At 63.6% G+C, this 14537-nt stretch carries 13 protein-coding genes; 9 read left to right on the top strand and 4 right to left on the bottom strand.

The window, feature by feature from the left end; translation table 11 throughout:
- Position 1: 1 nt before the first annotated feature.
- The 3 genes from ACEWPM_RS18590 to ACEWPM_RS18580 all read right to left on the bottom strand — a co-directional run bounded on the left by ACEWPM_RS18590 (position 2) and on the right by ACEWPM_RS18580 (position 3450).
- On the bottom strand, positions 2-961 hold the full coding sequence (locus ACEWPM_RS18590) for a MotA/TolQ/ExbB proton channel family protein (RefSeq protein WP_393963730.1): 960 nt from the start codon (positions 959-961) through the stop codon (positions 2-4).
- Entirely contained in the window at positions 936-2990 is a 2055-nt protein-coding gene (locus ACEWPM_RS18585; RefSeq protein ID WP_393963729.1) for a TonB-dependent receptor domain-containing protein, read from the bottom strand. The genes ACEWPM_RS18590 and ACEWPM_RS18585 overlap by 26 nt, the downstream gene beginning before the upstream one ends.
- A gap of 97 nt (positions 2991-3087) precedes the next feature.
- Positions 3088-3450: a DUF2946 family protein gene (locus ACEWPM_RS18580; RefSeq protein WP_393963728.1), complete on the bottom strand. Its 363-nt coding sequence runs from the start codon at positions 3448-3450 to the stop codon at positions 3088-3090.
- A gap of 286 nt (positions 3451-3736) precedes the next feature.
- Between ACEWPM_RS18580 and ACEWPM_RS18575 the strand changes: the two genes are divergently transcribed.
- Complete coding sequence (locus tag ACEWPM_RS18575; RefSeq protein ID WP_393963727.1) at positions 3737-5167, top strand: Hint domain-containing protein; 1431 nt, start codon at positions 3737-3739, stop codon at positions 5165-5167.
- Between the two features lie 74 nt (positions 5168-5241).
- Here the strand turns inward: ACEWPM_RS18575 and dapB are convergent, their stop codons facing one another.
- Entirely contained in the window at positions 5242-6060 is an 819-nt protein-coding gene (gene dapB / locus ACEWPM_RS18570; protein ID WP_393963726.1) for a 4-hydroxy-tetrahydrodipicolinate reductase, read from the bottom strand.
- 86 nt (positions 6061-6146) lie between these two features.
- Here dapB and rbfA point away from each other — a divergent pair, with 86 nt between their 5' ends.
- The 8 genes from rbfA (at position 6147) to pnp (ending at position 14381) form a co-directional block, all read left to right on the top strand.
- Positions 6147-6542 (top strand): 30S ribosome-binding factor RbfA, encoded by a 396-nt coding sequence (gene rbfA / locus ACEWPM_RS18565; RefSeq protein WP_393963725.1) that lies wholly within the window; start codon positions 6147-6149, stop codon positions 6540-6542.
- Entirely contained in the window at positions 6535-7290 is a 756-nt protein-coding gene (locus tag ACEWPM_RS18560) for a phosphodiester glycosidase family protein (protein ID WP_393963724.1), read from the top strand. Before rbfA ends, ACEWPM_RS18560 begins: the two co-directional genes overlap by 8 nt.
- A 100-nt stretch (positions 7291-7390) precedes the next feature.
- Positions 7391-8803, top strand: coding sequence for an MATE family efflux transporter (locus ACEWPM_RS18555; RefSeq protein WP_393963723.1), 1413 nt, complete (start codon positions 7391-7393; stop codon positions 8801-8803).
- Between the two features lie 55 nt (positions 8804-8858).
- On the top strand, positions 8859-9770 hold the full coding sequence (gene truB, locus ACEWPM_RS18550) for a tRNA pseudouridine(55) synthase TruB (protein ID WP_393963722.1): 912 nt from the start codon (positions 8859-8861) through the stop codon (positions 9768-9770).
- Complete coding sequence (locus ACEWPM_RS18545; protein WP_393963721.1) at positions 9767-10288, top strand: DUF1643 domain-containing protein; 522 nt, start codon at positions 9767-9769, stop codon at positions 10286-10288. The genes truB and ACEWPM_RS18545 overlap by 4 nt, the downstream gene beginning before the upstream one ends.
- A gap of 74 nt (positions 10289-10362) precedes the next feature.
- Positions 10363-11520: a calcium-binding protein gene (locus ACEWPM_RS18540; RefSeq protein WP_393963720.1), complete on the top strand. Its 1158-nt coding sequence runs from the start codon at positions 10363-10365 to the stop codon at positions 11518-11520.
- A 176-nt stretch (positions 11521-11696) separates the two neighbouring features.
- Positions 11697-11966 (top strand): 30S ribosomal protein S15, encoded by a 270-nt coding sequence (rpsO, locus tag ACEWPM_RS18535; protein WP_393934269.1) that lies wholly within the window; start codon positions 11697-11699, stop codon positions 11964-11966.
- Positions 11967-12248: 282 nt separating this feature from the next.
- Complete coding sequence (gene pnp / locus ACEWPM_RS18530) at positions 12249-14381, top strand: polyribonucleotide nucleotidyltransferase (protein WP_393963719.1); 2133 nt, start codon at positions 12249-12251, stop codon at positions 14379-14381.
- Positions 14382-14537 lie beyond the last annotated feature (156 nt).

Below are 14537 nucleotides of genomic sequence, written 5' to 3'. Positions count from 1 at the left end.
GTCATTCGGCCGCGCGCGCGAGGGGCGTGTCCTGCGCAGTCGGGCGCAGGAAGATCCGGGTGGCGGCATCCTCCATCTCGCTGCGCAGCCGGTCCACGACGCTTTCGAACCATGCCAGGGCCATAGACGCCGGGATGGCGACGGCCATACCCGCCGCCGTGGTCAGCAGCGCCTCCCAGATGCCGCCCGCCAGGATGGCCGGATCGGCGCGGCTGCCCGCCTCTTGCAGGGCCTGAAAGGCGGCGATCATGCCCAGCACCGTGCCGAGAAGCCCCAGAAGCGGCGCAATAGCGGCGATCAGTTCGAGCGGGCGCAGGCCATCGCGGGCGCGCGCGATGAGGCCCCGCGCCACACGCTCGGTTTCGGCGCGCGCGCCCGCATCGTCGAGCGTGCCGTCGCGCCTTGCGGCCATGGCGGTGCGTACAAGCGCGGCGCGGCAGGTGCGGCGCCCCTCTAGATCGGCGAGCGCATCCGCCTCGCGCCCTTCGGTCCAGAGCGCGACGGCACTTTGAACGCGGCGCCCGCCGCTCCAAGCGCCCATCATGGCGAGGCGCCAGGTTTTCCAGAGAATGAGGGCCAGGGCCACGATCGACAGCGCCGAGATTGACCAGATCGCAGGCCCGCCGCGCTGGAGAAATGTCAGCGCGTCCGAGGCGCCGCTGGCCGGTGTTTTCGGCGCGGCAGCGACAGGCTCTGACACGTCGGGCATCACCGGGGCGTCCGCAGGGACGGGCTTCATGTCTAAATGGCCCGAGTGATCCTCGGCTGCCGCGTTCGGGGCTGTCGGCGCCTCGATCTGCAGCGACGGGGCGGGCAGGGATGGGCCGGGGGACGTGCCCCCGGTCTCGGCTTCCTGGGCCAGCGCCGCCCCGCAGGGCGCCAGCGCAAGCGCCGCGCAGGCAAAGGCCATGCGCAGCGACCGGCCCCCGGCGCGATCAGAAAGTCGCTTCGAGTTTGACATAGATCGTCCTTCCCGGCTCGTTCACTTGGGTCACCGTCGCGTCGAAAAGGTTCGAGCGGCTGAGGTGATTGGCGTAGGTTTCATCGGTCACGTTGTTGATACCGGCCAGCAGCGTCGCCTTGTCGGACAGCGCGTAGCTGCCGAAGAGGTCGAGTGTTGCATAGCCCGGCGTGGTGCCCGGATCGCGGGACGGGTCGATCCGGTCCTGCTCGGTCGCCCAGTTGACGCGCGCGCCGCCGCGCCAGCCATCCTGCCCATAGGCGACGGAGACCTGCCCCTGCAGCGGCGGGATCTGCGCCAGCGCCATATTGTCCGAGGTATTCTCGCCATAGGTATAGGTGGCATCGCCCCAGATTTCCCAGTTGCCCTGCGCCCATCCGGCGGCGATCTCGACCCCGGCCAGCTGCGCATCGACATTGCGGTAGGTGGTCACGCCCGCGACGCTGAACTGGTCACGCAGGATAAAATCCTGCACCCAGTCGGCATAGGCATTGGCATCGAGATACCACGCGCCCTTGTCGATCTGCACGCCCAGGTCCAGCTGGTGGTGCTTTTCCGGGTCGATATCGGGATTGCCGACCCAGTTTGGGCGCGCCATCGCGCGCTCGGTCGCGTCCGCGGTCCGGACCGAACGCGAGAGCGCGGCGAAAATCATCGTTTCGTCGGTCAGGTCGTGCTCGAGCCGGATCAGACCGCCGACATTATGCTCGTCCCGCGAGGCGTTGAAATCGGTCCCGTATTGCGCCGTGTAGTAGGTGTTGGGCGCTGCGCCGAGAGCGGGCGTAACCGCCGCCTTGCCGGCGTCGGCATTCACGTAATCATACCGCAGACCTGCAATCAGCGAGGTTGCCGTAGAGAGCGCCGTTTCGGTTTCGGCATAGATCCCCGTCTGTGCGATGGTCACGTCAGGCCAATTCAGGAAAGCGGTGCGCGCAGGATCTTCCGCCTCGAGCAGCGGGATCATGCCCGGCATACCCATGAAGGCCGTCGCGTTGCGGTTGTTCGACTGGTAGTCGACGCCGATCTTCGCCTCGGTCGCGCCGAAGGTGAAATGGCCTTCCAACTTGCCGCCACCCGTATCCGAGGTGGCGGGCACGCGCATCGCCATGGCCCCGACGGGGCGCAGCGAATAGTTGTCCATCACGTGATCGACGGTGCTGTAATAGAGTGTGCCTTCGATCCGGTGCAGCGCGCCCACGGCCACGTCCACCCCTCCGCGCAGGCGATAGGTGTAGGTTTCGTCAAAGGGGCTGTCCATGCCCGCGCCGGGAAAAAGGATATCCTCGGCCAGGTCGTATTCCACATCAAAGGCCAGATCGATACCGGTGCCGACATAGCCCAGCGTCACACCGGCGCTCCGCTGATCGTAGGCGCTGCGCACCTCGCGGCCCGAGCCGTCCTCGTAATTCTCGGCCGATTTCACTTCACCCGCGCCCTGAAGGTAGAGGCCATTGCCCAGATCGTAGGTGAACCGCCCGGCCACGTCCTGACCGCCCCCGTTGCTGGAAATACCCGCGCTGGCCGCGCCGCTGAACGCTACTTCCTGGTCCAACTCGGGTGGGTTACGCTTGAGGATAACCGCCCCGCCCGAGCCGCCCGGCCCGTTGGTGACGGTGGAATAGCCCTTTTGCACGATGATCTCATCAGCGCGGTTGAAGGACGCCATCGCGGTCGGCGGGTCCATCCGGTTGGGGCAGGCACCATAGGTGAAGGAGCCCGCGTCGATCACGTTGATCTGGTTCTGCTGTTGGCCGCGAATGACCAGTTCCAGCCCGTGCCCGCCCATGCGGCCCGAGGTCACGCCGGGGACCTGGCGCAATATCTCGGCGCCGTCACTGGCCGGAGCGATGTTTGCCAGCTGCGGGTCCAGCGCGGTGGACATCGGCCCGTCGGCGATGATGTCGCCCTCGACGAGGATCGGATCGAGCGCGATGGTGGTCTGGTCCAACTCCTGCGCCAGGGCGAGTTCGGAGATCGTGCAGAGCAACAAGGCGTGTGTGCCAAGGCACAGTGGTTTGCGAAGTGTCATTTGGAATTACCGTCAATGGTCTGAAAATATGCGGCCCCATACCGGTGCCGGACACGCACGGGTGCCGATCCTCCCGAAGGACCGCGTTTAGGAAAATTCAGACGTGAACGGGTGGTGCGCGAATGGCGTCAGCGCGGGCCGAGAATTGGCCGCGCGTTTGTGCGGATGCGGTGATATCCGCGCGCTGGGTCGCCTCGATCCGCCCGGCGGGCTGCCAGGCGCCGGCGCAACTCGGCAGGTCGACCACCTGGATGCAAAGCGTGCATTGACCGTGCAAGGCCGATGGGTCGGTGGGCGCATCGGCCGGATCCTCGCCGCTGACCGCGACGGTGCGCAGCCCGTCGGCGGAACAGATGACCATGCTGAATTGCGTATCCGCGCCCGCAGGAACCGCAGCCGACGCCATCGCAACCTGCACCGCGAGCAGCGTGGATAGCAGAACGCCGCAGAAGGCGTTCAAAAAGGCTGATATGCGATTGCAAGACAACATTGCTCCCTTTCATACAAAACTCCGTGATTGCGCAACCCTAAAGGCGCCGTTGGGTCGAGGCCAAAACGTCGCGGTGCTGGCAGTAGGTTTTGCGCCTAGAAACGGCAATGCAGGGCGCCGCCCACCACTGCAATCCTCACACGCCCGATAAAATCCGAGGAGAGTTTCCTTCGCATTTTCAGCATTTATCGCGTGACGTTAATCACCCTTTTGCCTTTGACGCGCTAGCGTTCCACGACCTTTGGAGGTGAACATCATGGCCACAATGAATTCGGGGATGGGTGGGCCTGCCGGCTACGGCGAGAATGCGTTCTCGTCGACCCGTAAGTTTTCCGGCGACAATGATGACGGCAATGTAAAGATCGACATTACGTCTGTTTTCAGTGGCGGCATGAATTTCTTCGGAACAACCTACTCCGAGATTTATCTCGGCGTGAATGGCATAATCACGTTCGGAGGGTCACATGACAATGACAATGATGACGGCTTTCCCGTTATCGATCTCCCTGCACTTGTGCCTTTCTATTCTGACCTTGATGTGGACCAGGGTGGCGAGGTCTACTGGGATTTTGACACCGCTAACGGCAAAATCACGATCACTTGGGACGCCGTCGAGCCTTACAATTATCGCAACGACAACTACGAGGATGATGACGATGGTGCCGCAAACTCTTTTCAGGTCGTACTCACTGATCTGGGTGGTGGTGATTTCAACGTCGAATATATCTATGAAGATATTCAGGATGCCTACGTCGGCGGTGACAACGCGATTGCCGGATTCACGGACGGAGCGGGAACGGTCTTCGAGCTTGAGGGCTCGGGGAATGACTCCTTTATGGAGAGCAATTATTCCAGCAATGATTTCGGCTATGGCGATCCGGCGGGAACGTTCTCCTTCAGCACTGTAAACGGCACGCCGGATGCTCTGTCGGGGCCACCTTGCTACGCCCCCGGTACATTGATCGACACGCCCGATGGGCAGCGCCCGGTCGAGGTATTGGCGGTGGGTGATATGGTGAACACGGTGGATCACGGCCCGCAACCCATTCGCTGGATGCGCAGCGGCAGTCATCCGCTGGAACAGGTCGAGCCGGACGCCAAGCCCGTTCTGATCGCCGCCGGGGCGCTTGGGCGTGGGCTGCCTACGCAGGACCTGATTGTGTCGCCACAACACCGGGTGGTTGTCGGCGGCGGCGGACAGTTGGATGGTTGGTTCAAGGCCGAGGCCTTTGCTCCGGCGAAATCCCTGACGTCATTGCCGGGCATTCGCCACATGAAGGGCAAAATCGCAATCACCTGGATTCATTTCGCCTGCGACCGGCACGAGGTGGTAAGTGCCAATGGATGCTTGTCGGAAAGCCTGCTACTCGGGCCGATGGTGACAAATGGGCTCGCGCGCACCGAACACAAACTCCTCGCCGACATTTTCGGACCTGCGGTCTCAGACGGTGCAGCCCTGAATGGCCCGGCCGCCCGCAAATGCCTCAAGGTTGGCGAGGTGCGACGGCATCTCACGAAGTGCAAGAACGACAAAGAGCAGCGCACCGCGAAAGACATCAGCAAATGGGACTTGGACCTGATAGCCGAGCGATGGGAATCGGACGAGGTGCGCGAGGATCTGCCGAGAGGTGAGGAACGTCATCTTAAACACGTCAGCCAAGAATTAATTGGAGCCTGTTTCCAGTAACCCTCAGCCGTACTCGTAACGGTCATCGAAGCAGCTGTAGTCAAAATTCACCCTGCTTCCGCAAAACGTCCCCTTCACCCGTCCCCAAGCCCCAGCACGTCCAGCATATCATAGGCCCCCGGCGACCGCCCCTGCCCCCAAAGCGCGGCCTTGAGCGCGCCGCGCGCGAAGACGGCGCGGTCGGTGGCGATATGGCGCAGCACGATGCGCTCGCCCGCGCCGGCGAAGATCACGTCATGTTCGCCCACCACATCGCCGCCGCGGATCGCGGCAAAGCCGATATGCCCCCGCTCGCGCGGGCCGGTGATGCCGTCGCGCCCCCGGTCGGCCACGCGGTCCAGTGCGACGCCGCGCCCCGTCGCCGCTGCCTCGCCCAGCATCAGGGCGGTGCCCGAGGGCGCGTCGACCTTCTGGTTGTGATGCGCTTCGACGATCTCGATATCGAAATCTTCATCGAGCGCGCGTGCGACCTTTTCGGTCAGCATGGTTAATAGGTTGACGCCAAGGCTCATGTTACCGGCGCGCACCTGCACCGAATGGCGCGAGGCGGGGATCAGTGCCTCAAGCTCGTCATCCGAAAAGCCGGTGGTGCCGATCACATGCACGGCGCGGGCCTGTGCCGCCAGCTTGGCAAAGGCGATCGTGGCGCTGGGCGCGGTGAAATCGATGACGGCCTGCGCGTGGCGAAACGCTTCGAGCGCATCGTCCGTGACGATCACGCCCAGCTTGGCGCCGCCCATCGCCTCGCCCACATCCTGGCCGATCCAGGCATGGCCGGTGCGCTCGACCGCGCCGACCAGGTGGGCGCGATCGCTCTGCATGATGGTGCGGATCAGCATCTGGCCCATCCGGCCCGATGCGCCTGTCACTGTTATGCCCGGTCCTGCGCTCATCATCCTGCCCCTTTGCTGATTGCCGCCTTTGATAGCGCGGGCATCACCGCTTGGCAAAGGGCGCCATAGGGACTAAATGCAGGCCTATGGCAAAGAACAAGTTCTCTGATGGCGCAGGCCCATCCCAAAGACAGCTACAGGTGGGCGAGAACGTGCGCCGCACGCTGGCCGAAGTGCTGGCACGCGGCGATATCCACGACCCCGACCTGGCCCGCATGTCGGTGACCGTGGGCGAGGTGCGCATGTCGCCCGACCTCAAGATCGCGACCGCCTATGTCATGCCGCTGGGCGGGCAGGGACAGGAGGAGCTGCCGGCCCTTCTGGCCCGCAACAAGGGCGAACTGCGCCGCGTCGTCGGCAAGAAGCTGGGCCTCAAATTCGCGCCCGACCTGCGGTTTCGCCTCGACACCACCTTTGATCAGATGGACGAGACCCGGCGGCTGTTTTCGCAAGGCGATGTGCAGCGCGATCTGGATGAGTAAGGCGGTTCGGGCCGCGGCGCTGGTTGCCGGGCTTGGACTGATGCCTGCTGCGCTTTTCGCCGCGGACTGCCGGAGCCACACCTTTGACGGCGTGCGTTACGTGATCTGCGAAGTCGACATGCGCAGCGAGGATCTGCGTCTTTTCCTCAAGGATGCCGAGGGCGAGAACCTGGGCAGTTTCAGCCGTGTCGATACCATGCTCCGCGCCGAGGGCGCGGCGCTGGGTTTCGCCATGAATGCCGGTATGTATCACTCCGATCGTCGGCCCGTCGGGCTTTACGTTGAGGATGGGCATCAGCAGGCGGGCCTTGTGACCCGCGAAGGGCCGGGCAATTTCGGCCTGCTGCCGAATGGCGTTCTGTGCATCCGCGAGGGCCGCGCCGACGTGATCGAGACGCTTCGCTTTGAGGAAGAGGCGCCCGCGTGCCGCTATGCCACGCAATCGGGGCCGATGCTGGTCATCGACGGCGCGCTGCACCCAAGGTTCCTCAAGGATAGCGACAGCCTTTACGTGCGTAACGGCGTCGGAACCAGCGCAGATGGCACGCGCGCCGTCTTTGCGATCTCGGAGGGGCCGGTGAATTTCCATACCTTCGGGCGTCTTTTCCGCGATCATCTGGATCTGCCGCAGGCGCTCTATTTCGATGGCAACATCTCGCGGCTTCGGGCGCCGGATCTGGACCGTAGCGATATCGGCTTTCCCATGGGGCCCATCGTCGGCACGGTGCGCCGCGCACCTGCTGAGTAGCGTAGCCCGGGATCTGATCCCTAGGATTCTGCGCAATTCGCCTTAGGTTTGCGGTTTGGCGGCCGATCCGGGCCGCAGCCATGCCCGAGGATTGCCTGCCATGAGCGCCGAGAAAACCCTGAACGACGGTCCTGTCGGCGGCGCGCTCTGGTCCGTCAGTGCGCCGATGACCATCGGCATCCTTGGCGTTCTCAGCGTCGGGCTGGCCGATGCGTTCTTCCTTGCGCGGGACGGCGAGACATCGCTGGCGGCCATTGGCTTTGTCTTTCCTGTGATCACCGCGCTCACTTCGCTATCGATCGGCCTCTCGGCGGGCACGAACACCGTCATCAGCCAGGCCATCGGGCGCGGTGAGGAGGCGGAGGATCGGCGCCGCATGACGCTGCATGCGATGGCGCTGGCGCTGGCTTTGGCCTGTTCTGTCGCGGCGCTGGTCTATCTGTTGGCGCCCTATCTTTTCCGCGCGATGGGCGCCGAGGATGAGGTGCTGGAGGCGATCCTTGGCTACATGCGCTTCTGGAGCCTCAGCTTTCCTTTCCTCGTCACCAGCATGGCGCTGAACGCCGTCTTCCGCGCGGGCGGGCGCAGTGGTGTTGCGGCAGTCACGATGCTGCTGCAGGCGCTTATGAATATCGGGCTGGACCCAGTGTTGATCTTTGGGCTTGGCCCCATCCCGGCGATGAGCATGGATGGCGCCGGCCTCGCCTCGCTATTGGCGCGGATGGCGTCGCTGACTGGGCTGGTGCTCTTTGCCTTGCACGCGGGCGTGCTGCAACTCGGCTCGGCGCCTTGGCAGGGGGCTATCCGGTCGGCCCGGCGCATCGTGCGCGTGGGGGCGCCAGCGGCTATGTCCAACGCGATCAACCCCCTGGGCATGGCCATCGTCACCGGGTTTGTCGCCACGATCGGCGATACGGCCGTCGCGGGCTTTGGCGCCGCCACCCGCGTGCAGGGCGTTGTCGTCGTGCCTCTGCTGGCGCTCTCCTCCGGCATCGGGCCGGTGGTGGGACAGGCCTGGGGCGCGGGCCGGTACGAGCGTGCGCGCGATGGCCTGCGCATCTGTCATATCACCTGCGTGGTCTTTGGCCTTGGCGTTGCCGCGCTGCTGCTGGTCTCTGCCGGGCCGCTGGCCAGGATCATGACCTCGGGCAGCGAGGCGCAGGCCTATACCGCCACCTATCTGCGTATCGCCAGCTGGGGATTCATGGGGTATGGCATCCTCATCACTGCGAATGCGGCGATGAACGCCCGTGATCGCGCCCTCTGGTCGATGAGCCTCAGCGGCACGCGGATCTTCCTGCTCTATGTGCCGATGACATGGGTCGGTGTCCAGTTGGGCGGCTACGGCGGCATGATCGTCGGCGCGCTGGTGGCCAATCTGGTCAGCGGATGGCTGTCGCTGATCGCCGTGCGCTCGGTCGGCCTCGGTGTCCTTGACTGGGCGCCTATTCGCATCCCGTCGGACCGGCTGGCCGGGGTCATGGGGGCCGAGCCGGCGCCAGCCCGCGATTGACAGCCCGGCGGCCTTGGGCTAGCCCGCGCGCTTCGAGGCAGTGAGGGCTAGGCGCATGGCACGCAAACGCAAGGGACGCGATATTTCCGGTTGGCTGGTCGTGGACAAGCCTGCGGGCATCGCCTCGACCTCCGTGGTGAACAAGGTACGCTGGGCGTTGCAGGCCAAGAAGGCGGGCCATGCCGGCACGCTGGATCCCGAGGCGACCGGCGTGCTGGCCGTGGCGCTGGGCGAGGCGACCAAGACGGTTCCCTACATCACCGACGCGCTCAAGGCCTACCGGTTCGAAGTGCGCTTTGGGGCCGCCACCAATACCGACGATGCCGAGGGCGAGGTGATCGCCTCCAGCGATGTGCGGCCTACGGATGACGAGATCAAGGAGGCGCTGCACCAGTTCGCGGGTGACATCATGCAGGTGCCGCCCAAGTTCTCGGCGGTCAAGATTGACGGGCAGCGCGCCTACAAGCTGGCGCGCGACGGTGAGGATGTGACGCTGGCCGCGCGGCCGCTGTTCGTCGATGAATTGCTGCTGGCGGACCGGCCCGATCCCGATACCGCCGTGCTGGAAATGGTCTGCGGCAAAGGCGGCTATGTCCGCTCGATCGCGCGCGATCTGGGCAATGCGCTGGGCTGTCATGGCCATGTAACATGGCTGCGCCGCGTCTGGTCCGGCCCGTTCGAGGCCGAGGATGGCCTCACGCTGAAGCAGATCGACGAATTGGCCCATGACCCTGCCCTGGACGCGTATGTTCAGCCGCTGGAAGTGGGTCTGACCGATCTGCCCGAGCTGCGCTGTACGCCCGAGGGCGCGGTAAAGCTCCGCAATGGTAATCCGGGCATGGTCTTTGCCAGCGATGTCGAATACGGCGACGAATGCTGGGCCTCGCTCGACGGGCGCGCGGTGGCCGTGGGCATCTACAAGGCAGGCGAATTGCACCCCAGCCGCGTCTTTGTGGACCCGGCGTGATCACACGGACGCATCTCAAGGGCGACGCGGCCTCAACCGCCGTTTATTCGGACTGCGAGCGCTACAGATATTCCCTGACCCGCATCTGGGACGAGGGCGGCGGGCGCGTGCATTTCATAATGCTGAACCCCTCGACCGCAACCGAAGTGCAGAACGACCCTACCGTCGAGCGGTGCGAGCGCCGGGCGCGCACGCTGGGCTTTGGCGCGTTTCGGGTCACGAACATCTTTGCCTGGCGCGACACTGACCCGCGCAAGATGCGCGCGGCGGCGGATCCCGTCGGCCCCGCCAATGACGCCGCCATCTTTGAGGGCTGCGCCTGGGCCGCGTGCAACGTGGCCGCCTGGGGCACGCATGGCGCGCATCTGGAACGGGGGCCGCAGGTCCTCAGCCTGCTGCGCGGCGCAGGGGTGTCGCTGCACCATCTAGGCATGACCAAAGAGGGCCATCCGCGCCATCCGCTCTACGTTGCCTATGCGCAGCAGCCCCGTCTGTGGGATATTTCGCACAGCCGTTAACCAGTTACTCAGAATAAGCTGGGAAGCATGCCCGTATCGGTGCATTCTGCACTTGAGCAATAAGGTTTGATAACATGCTGCTGCTTGCAGGTCTGTTGGGAATGGTTGCGCTGGGCGCAAGCGCCTTGGTCGGCGTCTCGGACGTGAACGTGGCCGAGACTGACGATCTGCCTGACGAGTCAGAAGAAGAGCGGAGTGAAATCGACGCCGAGGGCGGGTTGCTGTCCTATGTCGGCCCGGAAGGCGAGGTGAGCGCGGAGACGGACGAGGCGCGAAACGATGCCGATGCAGAGCATTTTGCCGACGTGAGCGCGGAGGCTGCTGGCCCTCAGCTTGTCACTGTGCCGTTCCCGGCAACGGCAGAGCTGAGCCCGGCGGCGGAATTGGCAGAGCTTTCCGTGGCTGAAGATGAGGTCGTGACCGTTGGTACCTCCGGTGATGACCTGCTTGAGGGCGCGGATGCGCGCGATGTAGCGAATGGCTATGCGGGCGACGATATGCTGACGGGCGGCACGGAGGCCGATCAGCTCTGGGGTGGCCTTGGGGCCGATACGCTAATCGGCGGGGCCGATGCGGATATCCTGAATGGCGATGGCGGCGATGACTCCATAGCTGGGGACGAAGGTAATGACCTGCTTTATGGCCATGGCGACGCGGACAGGCTGACCGGCGGCGCTGGTGCCGACAGTCTTGTCGGCGGTGCTGGCGATGACATGCTGCAGGGCGAGGATGGCGACGATATACTTCACGGCGGTCTGGGGGATGACGATCTGCGCGGCGGCGCCGGACATGACGCGCTGTTCGGCGGCTGGGGCGACGACACGCTTTCGGGCTATGAGGCTGATCCCGATGCGGGCGGCGGGAGCGATACCGACGGGATGGATTTCCTCAATGGCGGTGGCGGGTCGGATGTGATCACCGCCGGAGCAGGTGATATCGTCACCACGGGTGATGGGGCGGATACTGTTGTCCTTGGCGAATGGCTGAGCGGCGCACATCAGGCCGAAATATTGGACTTCGCGCCGGATGAGGATACGCTGATGGTAATTTATGACGATGCAGACGACAGCGCGCCCGAGGTCGATCTGGCAGAGGATCCCGACGACAGCGGCATCATGCATGTCATGCTGAATGGCGTTGCGATTGCGACGGTCAACAATGCGGCGGGCCTGAACGCGGGGCATATCACCATCATCGGCTCCAGCCTGCTGGAAGCGCAGCTCCGCGTCTAGATCACTTTGCCTTAATACGCGCCTCGAACCGCTTTGGACGCGGAGCCTTTTCAACACGCTGGATTTGCCCTATACGCCGCTGCGTGCGTCTGCCCCCGGCTGGCGCCGATTCTCTATGGACCTTGCTGGACGACATCCCGGCTTGCGCCCGCAACCCTTGATACAAGGAGATCCCGATGTCGATCACCGTCGAAGAAAAGCACCGCCTGATGAAGGAATTCGCAACCAAGGAAGGCGACACCGGTTCGCCCGAAGTTCAGGTTGCCATCCTCACCTCGCGGATCACCACCCTGACCGAGCACTTCAAGACCCACAAGAAGGACAACCACGGTCGCCGTGGCCTTCTGAAAATGGTCGCCCAGCGCCGTAAGCTGCTGGACTACACCAAGGCCAAGGACGAAGCGCGCTATCAGGACCTGATCAAGCGCCTTGGCATCCGCCGCTAAGCGCATTTCAGTTTAAGCTCACAAATGAACGCCCGCTGCATCCAGCGGGCGTTTTGCGTTGGGCACCGCTATTGTCTGGCGCGCTTGGGGGTGGGTAATGACGCTCTGCCGCAATGCCTTCCAAAACGCTTCGTTTTCCTGTATGGCCCGCCCATCTGAGACTGCGTGCCACGGCCCCGGCACCTGGAAGACAAGATGATTGGGGTCGGCGGCAATGGGGCCGCCATTGAAAAAAGGAGGACCGGGCAGGGGCCCGCTGTGCCTCCAGATAGGAAACGATAGATGTTCAACGAAGTGAAAAAATCGATCCAGTGGGGCGAAGAAACGCTGACACTGGAAACGGGCAAGGTTGCCCGTCAGGCCGACGGATCGGTCATCGCCACTCTGGGCGAAACCAGCGTCATGGCCAACGTGACATTCGCCAAAGCGCCCAAGCCCGGAATGGATTTCTTTCCGCTGACGGTGCACTACCAGGAAAAATACTATGCGGCCGGCAAAGTGCCCGGCGGCTTCTTCAAGCGCGAGGCGCGCCCGACGGAGAAAGAGACGCTGACCGCGCGTCTGATCGACCGTCCCATCCGCCCGCTTTTCGTGCCCGGCTTCAAAAACGAGACGCTGGTGATGTGCACCGTGCTGTCGCACGATCTTGTCAACGATCCCGACATGGTCGCGATGATCGCCGCCAGCGCTGCGTTGACGATCTCGGGCGCGCCCTTCCGCGGGCCCATCGCGGGCTGCCGCGTCGGTTATGAGGATGGCGATTACATCCTGAACCCCACCGTCGACGACATGCAGGACCTCAAGAACAACCCCGATCAGCGTCTTGATCTGGTTGTCGCCGGCACCAAGGACGCCGTCATGATGGTCGAGTCCGAGGCTTACGAGCTGACCGAAGAGGAAATGCTGGGCGCCGTGAACTTTGCGCATGAGCAGATCCAGCCGGTGATCGACCTGATCATCGACCTGGCCGAAGCCTCGGCGAAAGAGCCGTTCGACTTCCAGCCTGCCGACTATTCGGAGCTGTATGAGGCGGTCAAAGCCGCCGGTGAGGACAAGATCCGCGCCGCTTATGCGATCACTGACAAACAGGAGCGCACCAGTGCTGTTTCTGCTGCCAAGGATGCGATCAAGGATGCTCTGACCGAAGAGCAGCTGGAAGATCCGAACCTGTCCTCGGCGCTGAAGAAGCTCGAAGCCAGCGTCCTGCGCGGCGATGTCGTCAAGACCGGCAAGCGGATTGATGGCCGTGCCCTCGACACCGTGCGCCCGATCGTCTGCGAGACGGGCCTTCTGCCCCGTACGCATGGCTCGGCGCTCTTCACGCGCGGCGAAACGCAGGGTTTGGTCGTGACCACGCTCGGCACCGGCGACGACGAGCAGTTCATTGACGCGCTGCATGGCAACTTCAAATCCAACTTCCTGCTGCATTACAACTTCCCCCCTTACTCGGTAGGCGAAGCTGGGCGCGTGGGCCCTCCGGGTCGCCGCGAGATCGGCCATGGCAAGCTGGCCTGGCGTGCGCTGCAGGCGGTTCTGCCCGCCGCGACGGACTTCCCCTACACGATCCGTCTGGTCAGTGAGATCACCGAATCGAACGGCTCCAGCTCGATGGCGTCGGTCTGCGGTGGCTCTCTGGCGATGATGGATGCGGGTGTTCCGCTGAAAACCGCCGTGGCCGGTGTGGCCATGGGCCTGATCCTCGAAGAGGACGGCTCCTACGCGGTCCTGACCGACATCTTGGGCGACGAGGATCACCTCGGCGACATGGACTTCAAGGTCGCAGGCACCAAGGACGGCATCACCTCGCTGCAGATGGACATCAAGGTCGCGGGTATCACGCCCGAGATCATGCAAAAGGCCCTGGCCCAAGCCAAGGACGGCCGGATGCACATCCTGGGCGAGATGAACAAGTCGATCACCGGCGCGCAGGAATTCTCGGTCCACGCACCGCGTATCGAGACGATGCAGATCCCCACGGACAAGATCCGCGAAGTCATCGGCTCGGGCGGCAAGGTCATCCGCGAGATCGTCGAAGTGTCGGGCGCCAAGGTCGACATCAACGACGAAGGCATCATCAAGATCGCATCGCCCAACGGCGAGGCCATCAAGAAGGCCTATGACATGATCTGGTCCATCGTGGCCGAGCCCGAAGAGGGTCAGGTTTACGACGGCAAGGTCGTCAAGATCGTCGATTTCGGTGCCTTCGTGAACTTCTTTGGCAAGCGTGACGGTCTGGTGCACGTGTCCCAAATCGAAAACCGCCGCCTGAACCACCCTTCGGACGTTCTGAAGGAAGGCCAGGACGTGAAGGTCAAGCTTCTGGGTTTCGACGATCGCGGCAAGGTGCGCCTGTCGATGAAAGTCGTCGATCAGGAGACCGGCGAGGAAGTGACGGAAGAAAAAGCCGAAGGGTGAGCGATCGCTCTTAGGTTGGAATGAGAGGCCTCGGCGGAGACGCCGGGGCTTTTTTGTCGAGTGGTGCAATGGCGGCTTTGAGCCCCCTTTACCACATGCTGCATGATGCACTGATGTCTGCTATCGTGCGCGAGCCAAAAACCTTCAACAATCGAT

The organism is Roseovarius maritimus, from assembly GCF_043355895.2.
GTDB classification, from domain to species: Bacteria; Pseudomonadota; Alphaproteobacteria; order Rhodobacterales; family Rhodobacteraceae; genus Roseovarius; species Roseovarius maritimus.
This window is presented reverse-complemented; position numbering and strand designations above follow the sequence as displayed.

Bases quoted from the DNA above. Each gene is read 5' to 3' on its own strand.
- rbfA (WP_393963725.1), top strand. From the start codon at position 6,147: ATGGCAAAGAACAAGTTCTCTGATGGCGCAGGCCCATCCCAAAGACAG.
- ACEWPM_RS18560 (WP_393963724.1), top strand. From the start codon at position 6,535: ATGAGTAAGGCGGTTCGGGCCGCGGCGCTGGTTGCCGGGCTTGGACTG.
- truB (WP_393963722.1), top strand. From the start codon at position 8,859: ATGGCACGCAAACGCAAGGGACGCGATATTTCCGGTTGGCTGGTCGTG.
- ACEWPM_RS18585 (WP_393963729.1), bottom strand. From the start codon at position 2,990: ATGACACTTCGCAAACCACTGTGCCTTGGCACACACGCCTTGTTGCTC.
- rpsO (WP_393934269.1), top strand. From the start codon at position 11,697: ATGTCGATCACCGTCGAAGAAAAGCACCGCCTGATGAAGGAATTCGCA.
- dapB (WP_393963726.1), bottom strand. From the start codon at position 6,060: ATGAGCGCAGGACCGGGCATAACAGTGACAGGCGCATCGGGCCGGATG.
- ACEWPM_RS18540 (WP_393963720.1), top strand. From the start codon at position 10,363: ATGCTGCTGCTTGCAGGTCTGTTGGGAATGGTTGCGCTGGGCGCAAGC.
- pnp (WP_393963719.1), top strand. From the start codon at position 12,249: ATGTTCAACGAAGTGAAAAAATCGATCCAGTGGGGCGAAGAAACGCTG.
- ACEWPM_RS18555 (WP_393963723.1), top strand. From the start codon at position 7,391: ATGAGCGCCGAGAAAACCCTGAACGACGGTCCTGTCGGCGGCGCGCTC.
- ACEWPM_RS18590 (WP_393963730.1), bottom strand. From the start codon at position 961: ATGTCAAACTCGAAGCGACTTTCTGATCGCGCCGGGGGCCGGTCGCTG.
- ACEWPM_RS18575 (WP_393963727.1), top strand. From the start codon at position 3,737: ATGGCCACAATGAATTCGGGGATGGGTGGGCCTGCCGGCTACGGCGAG.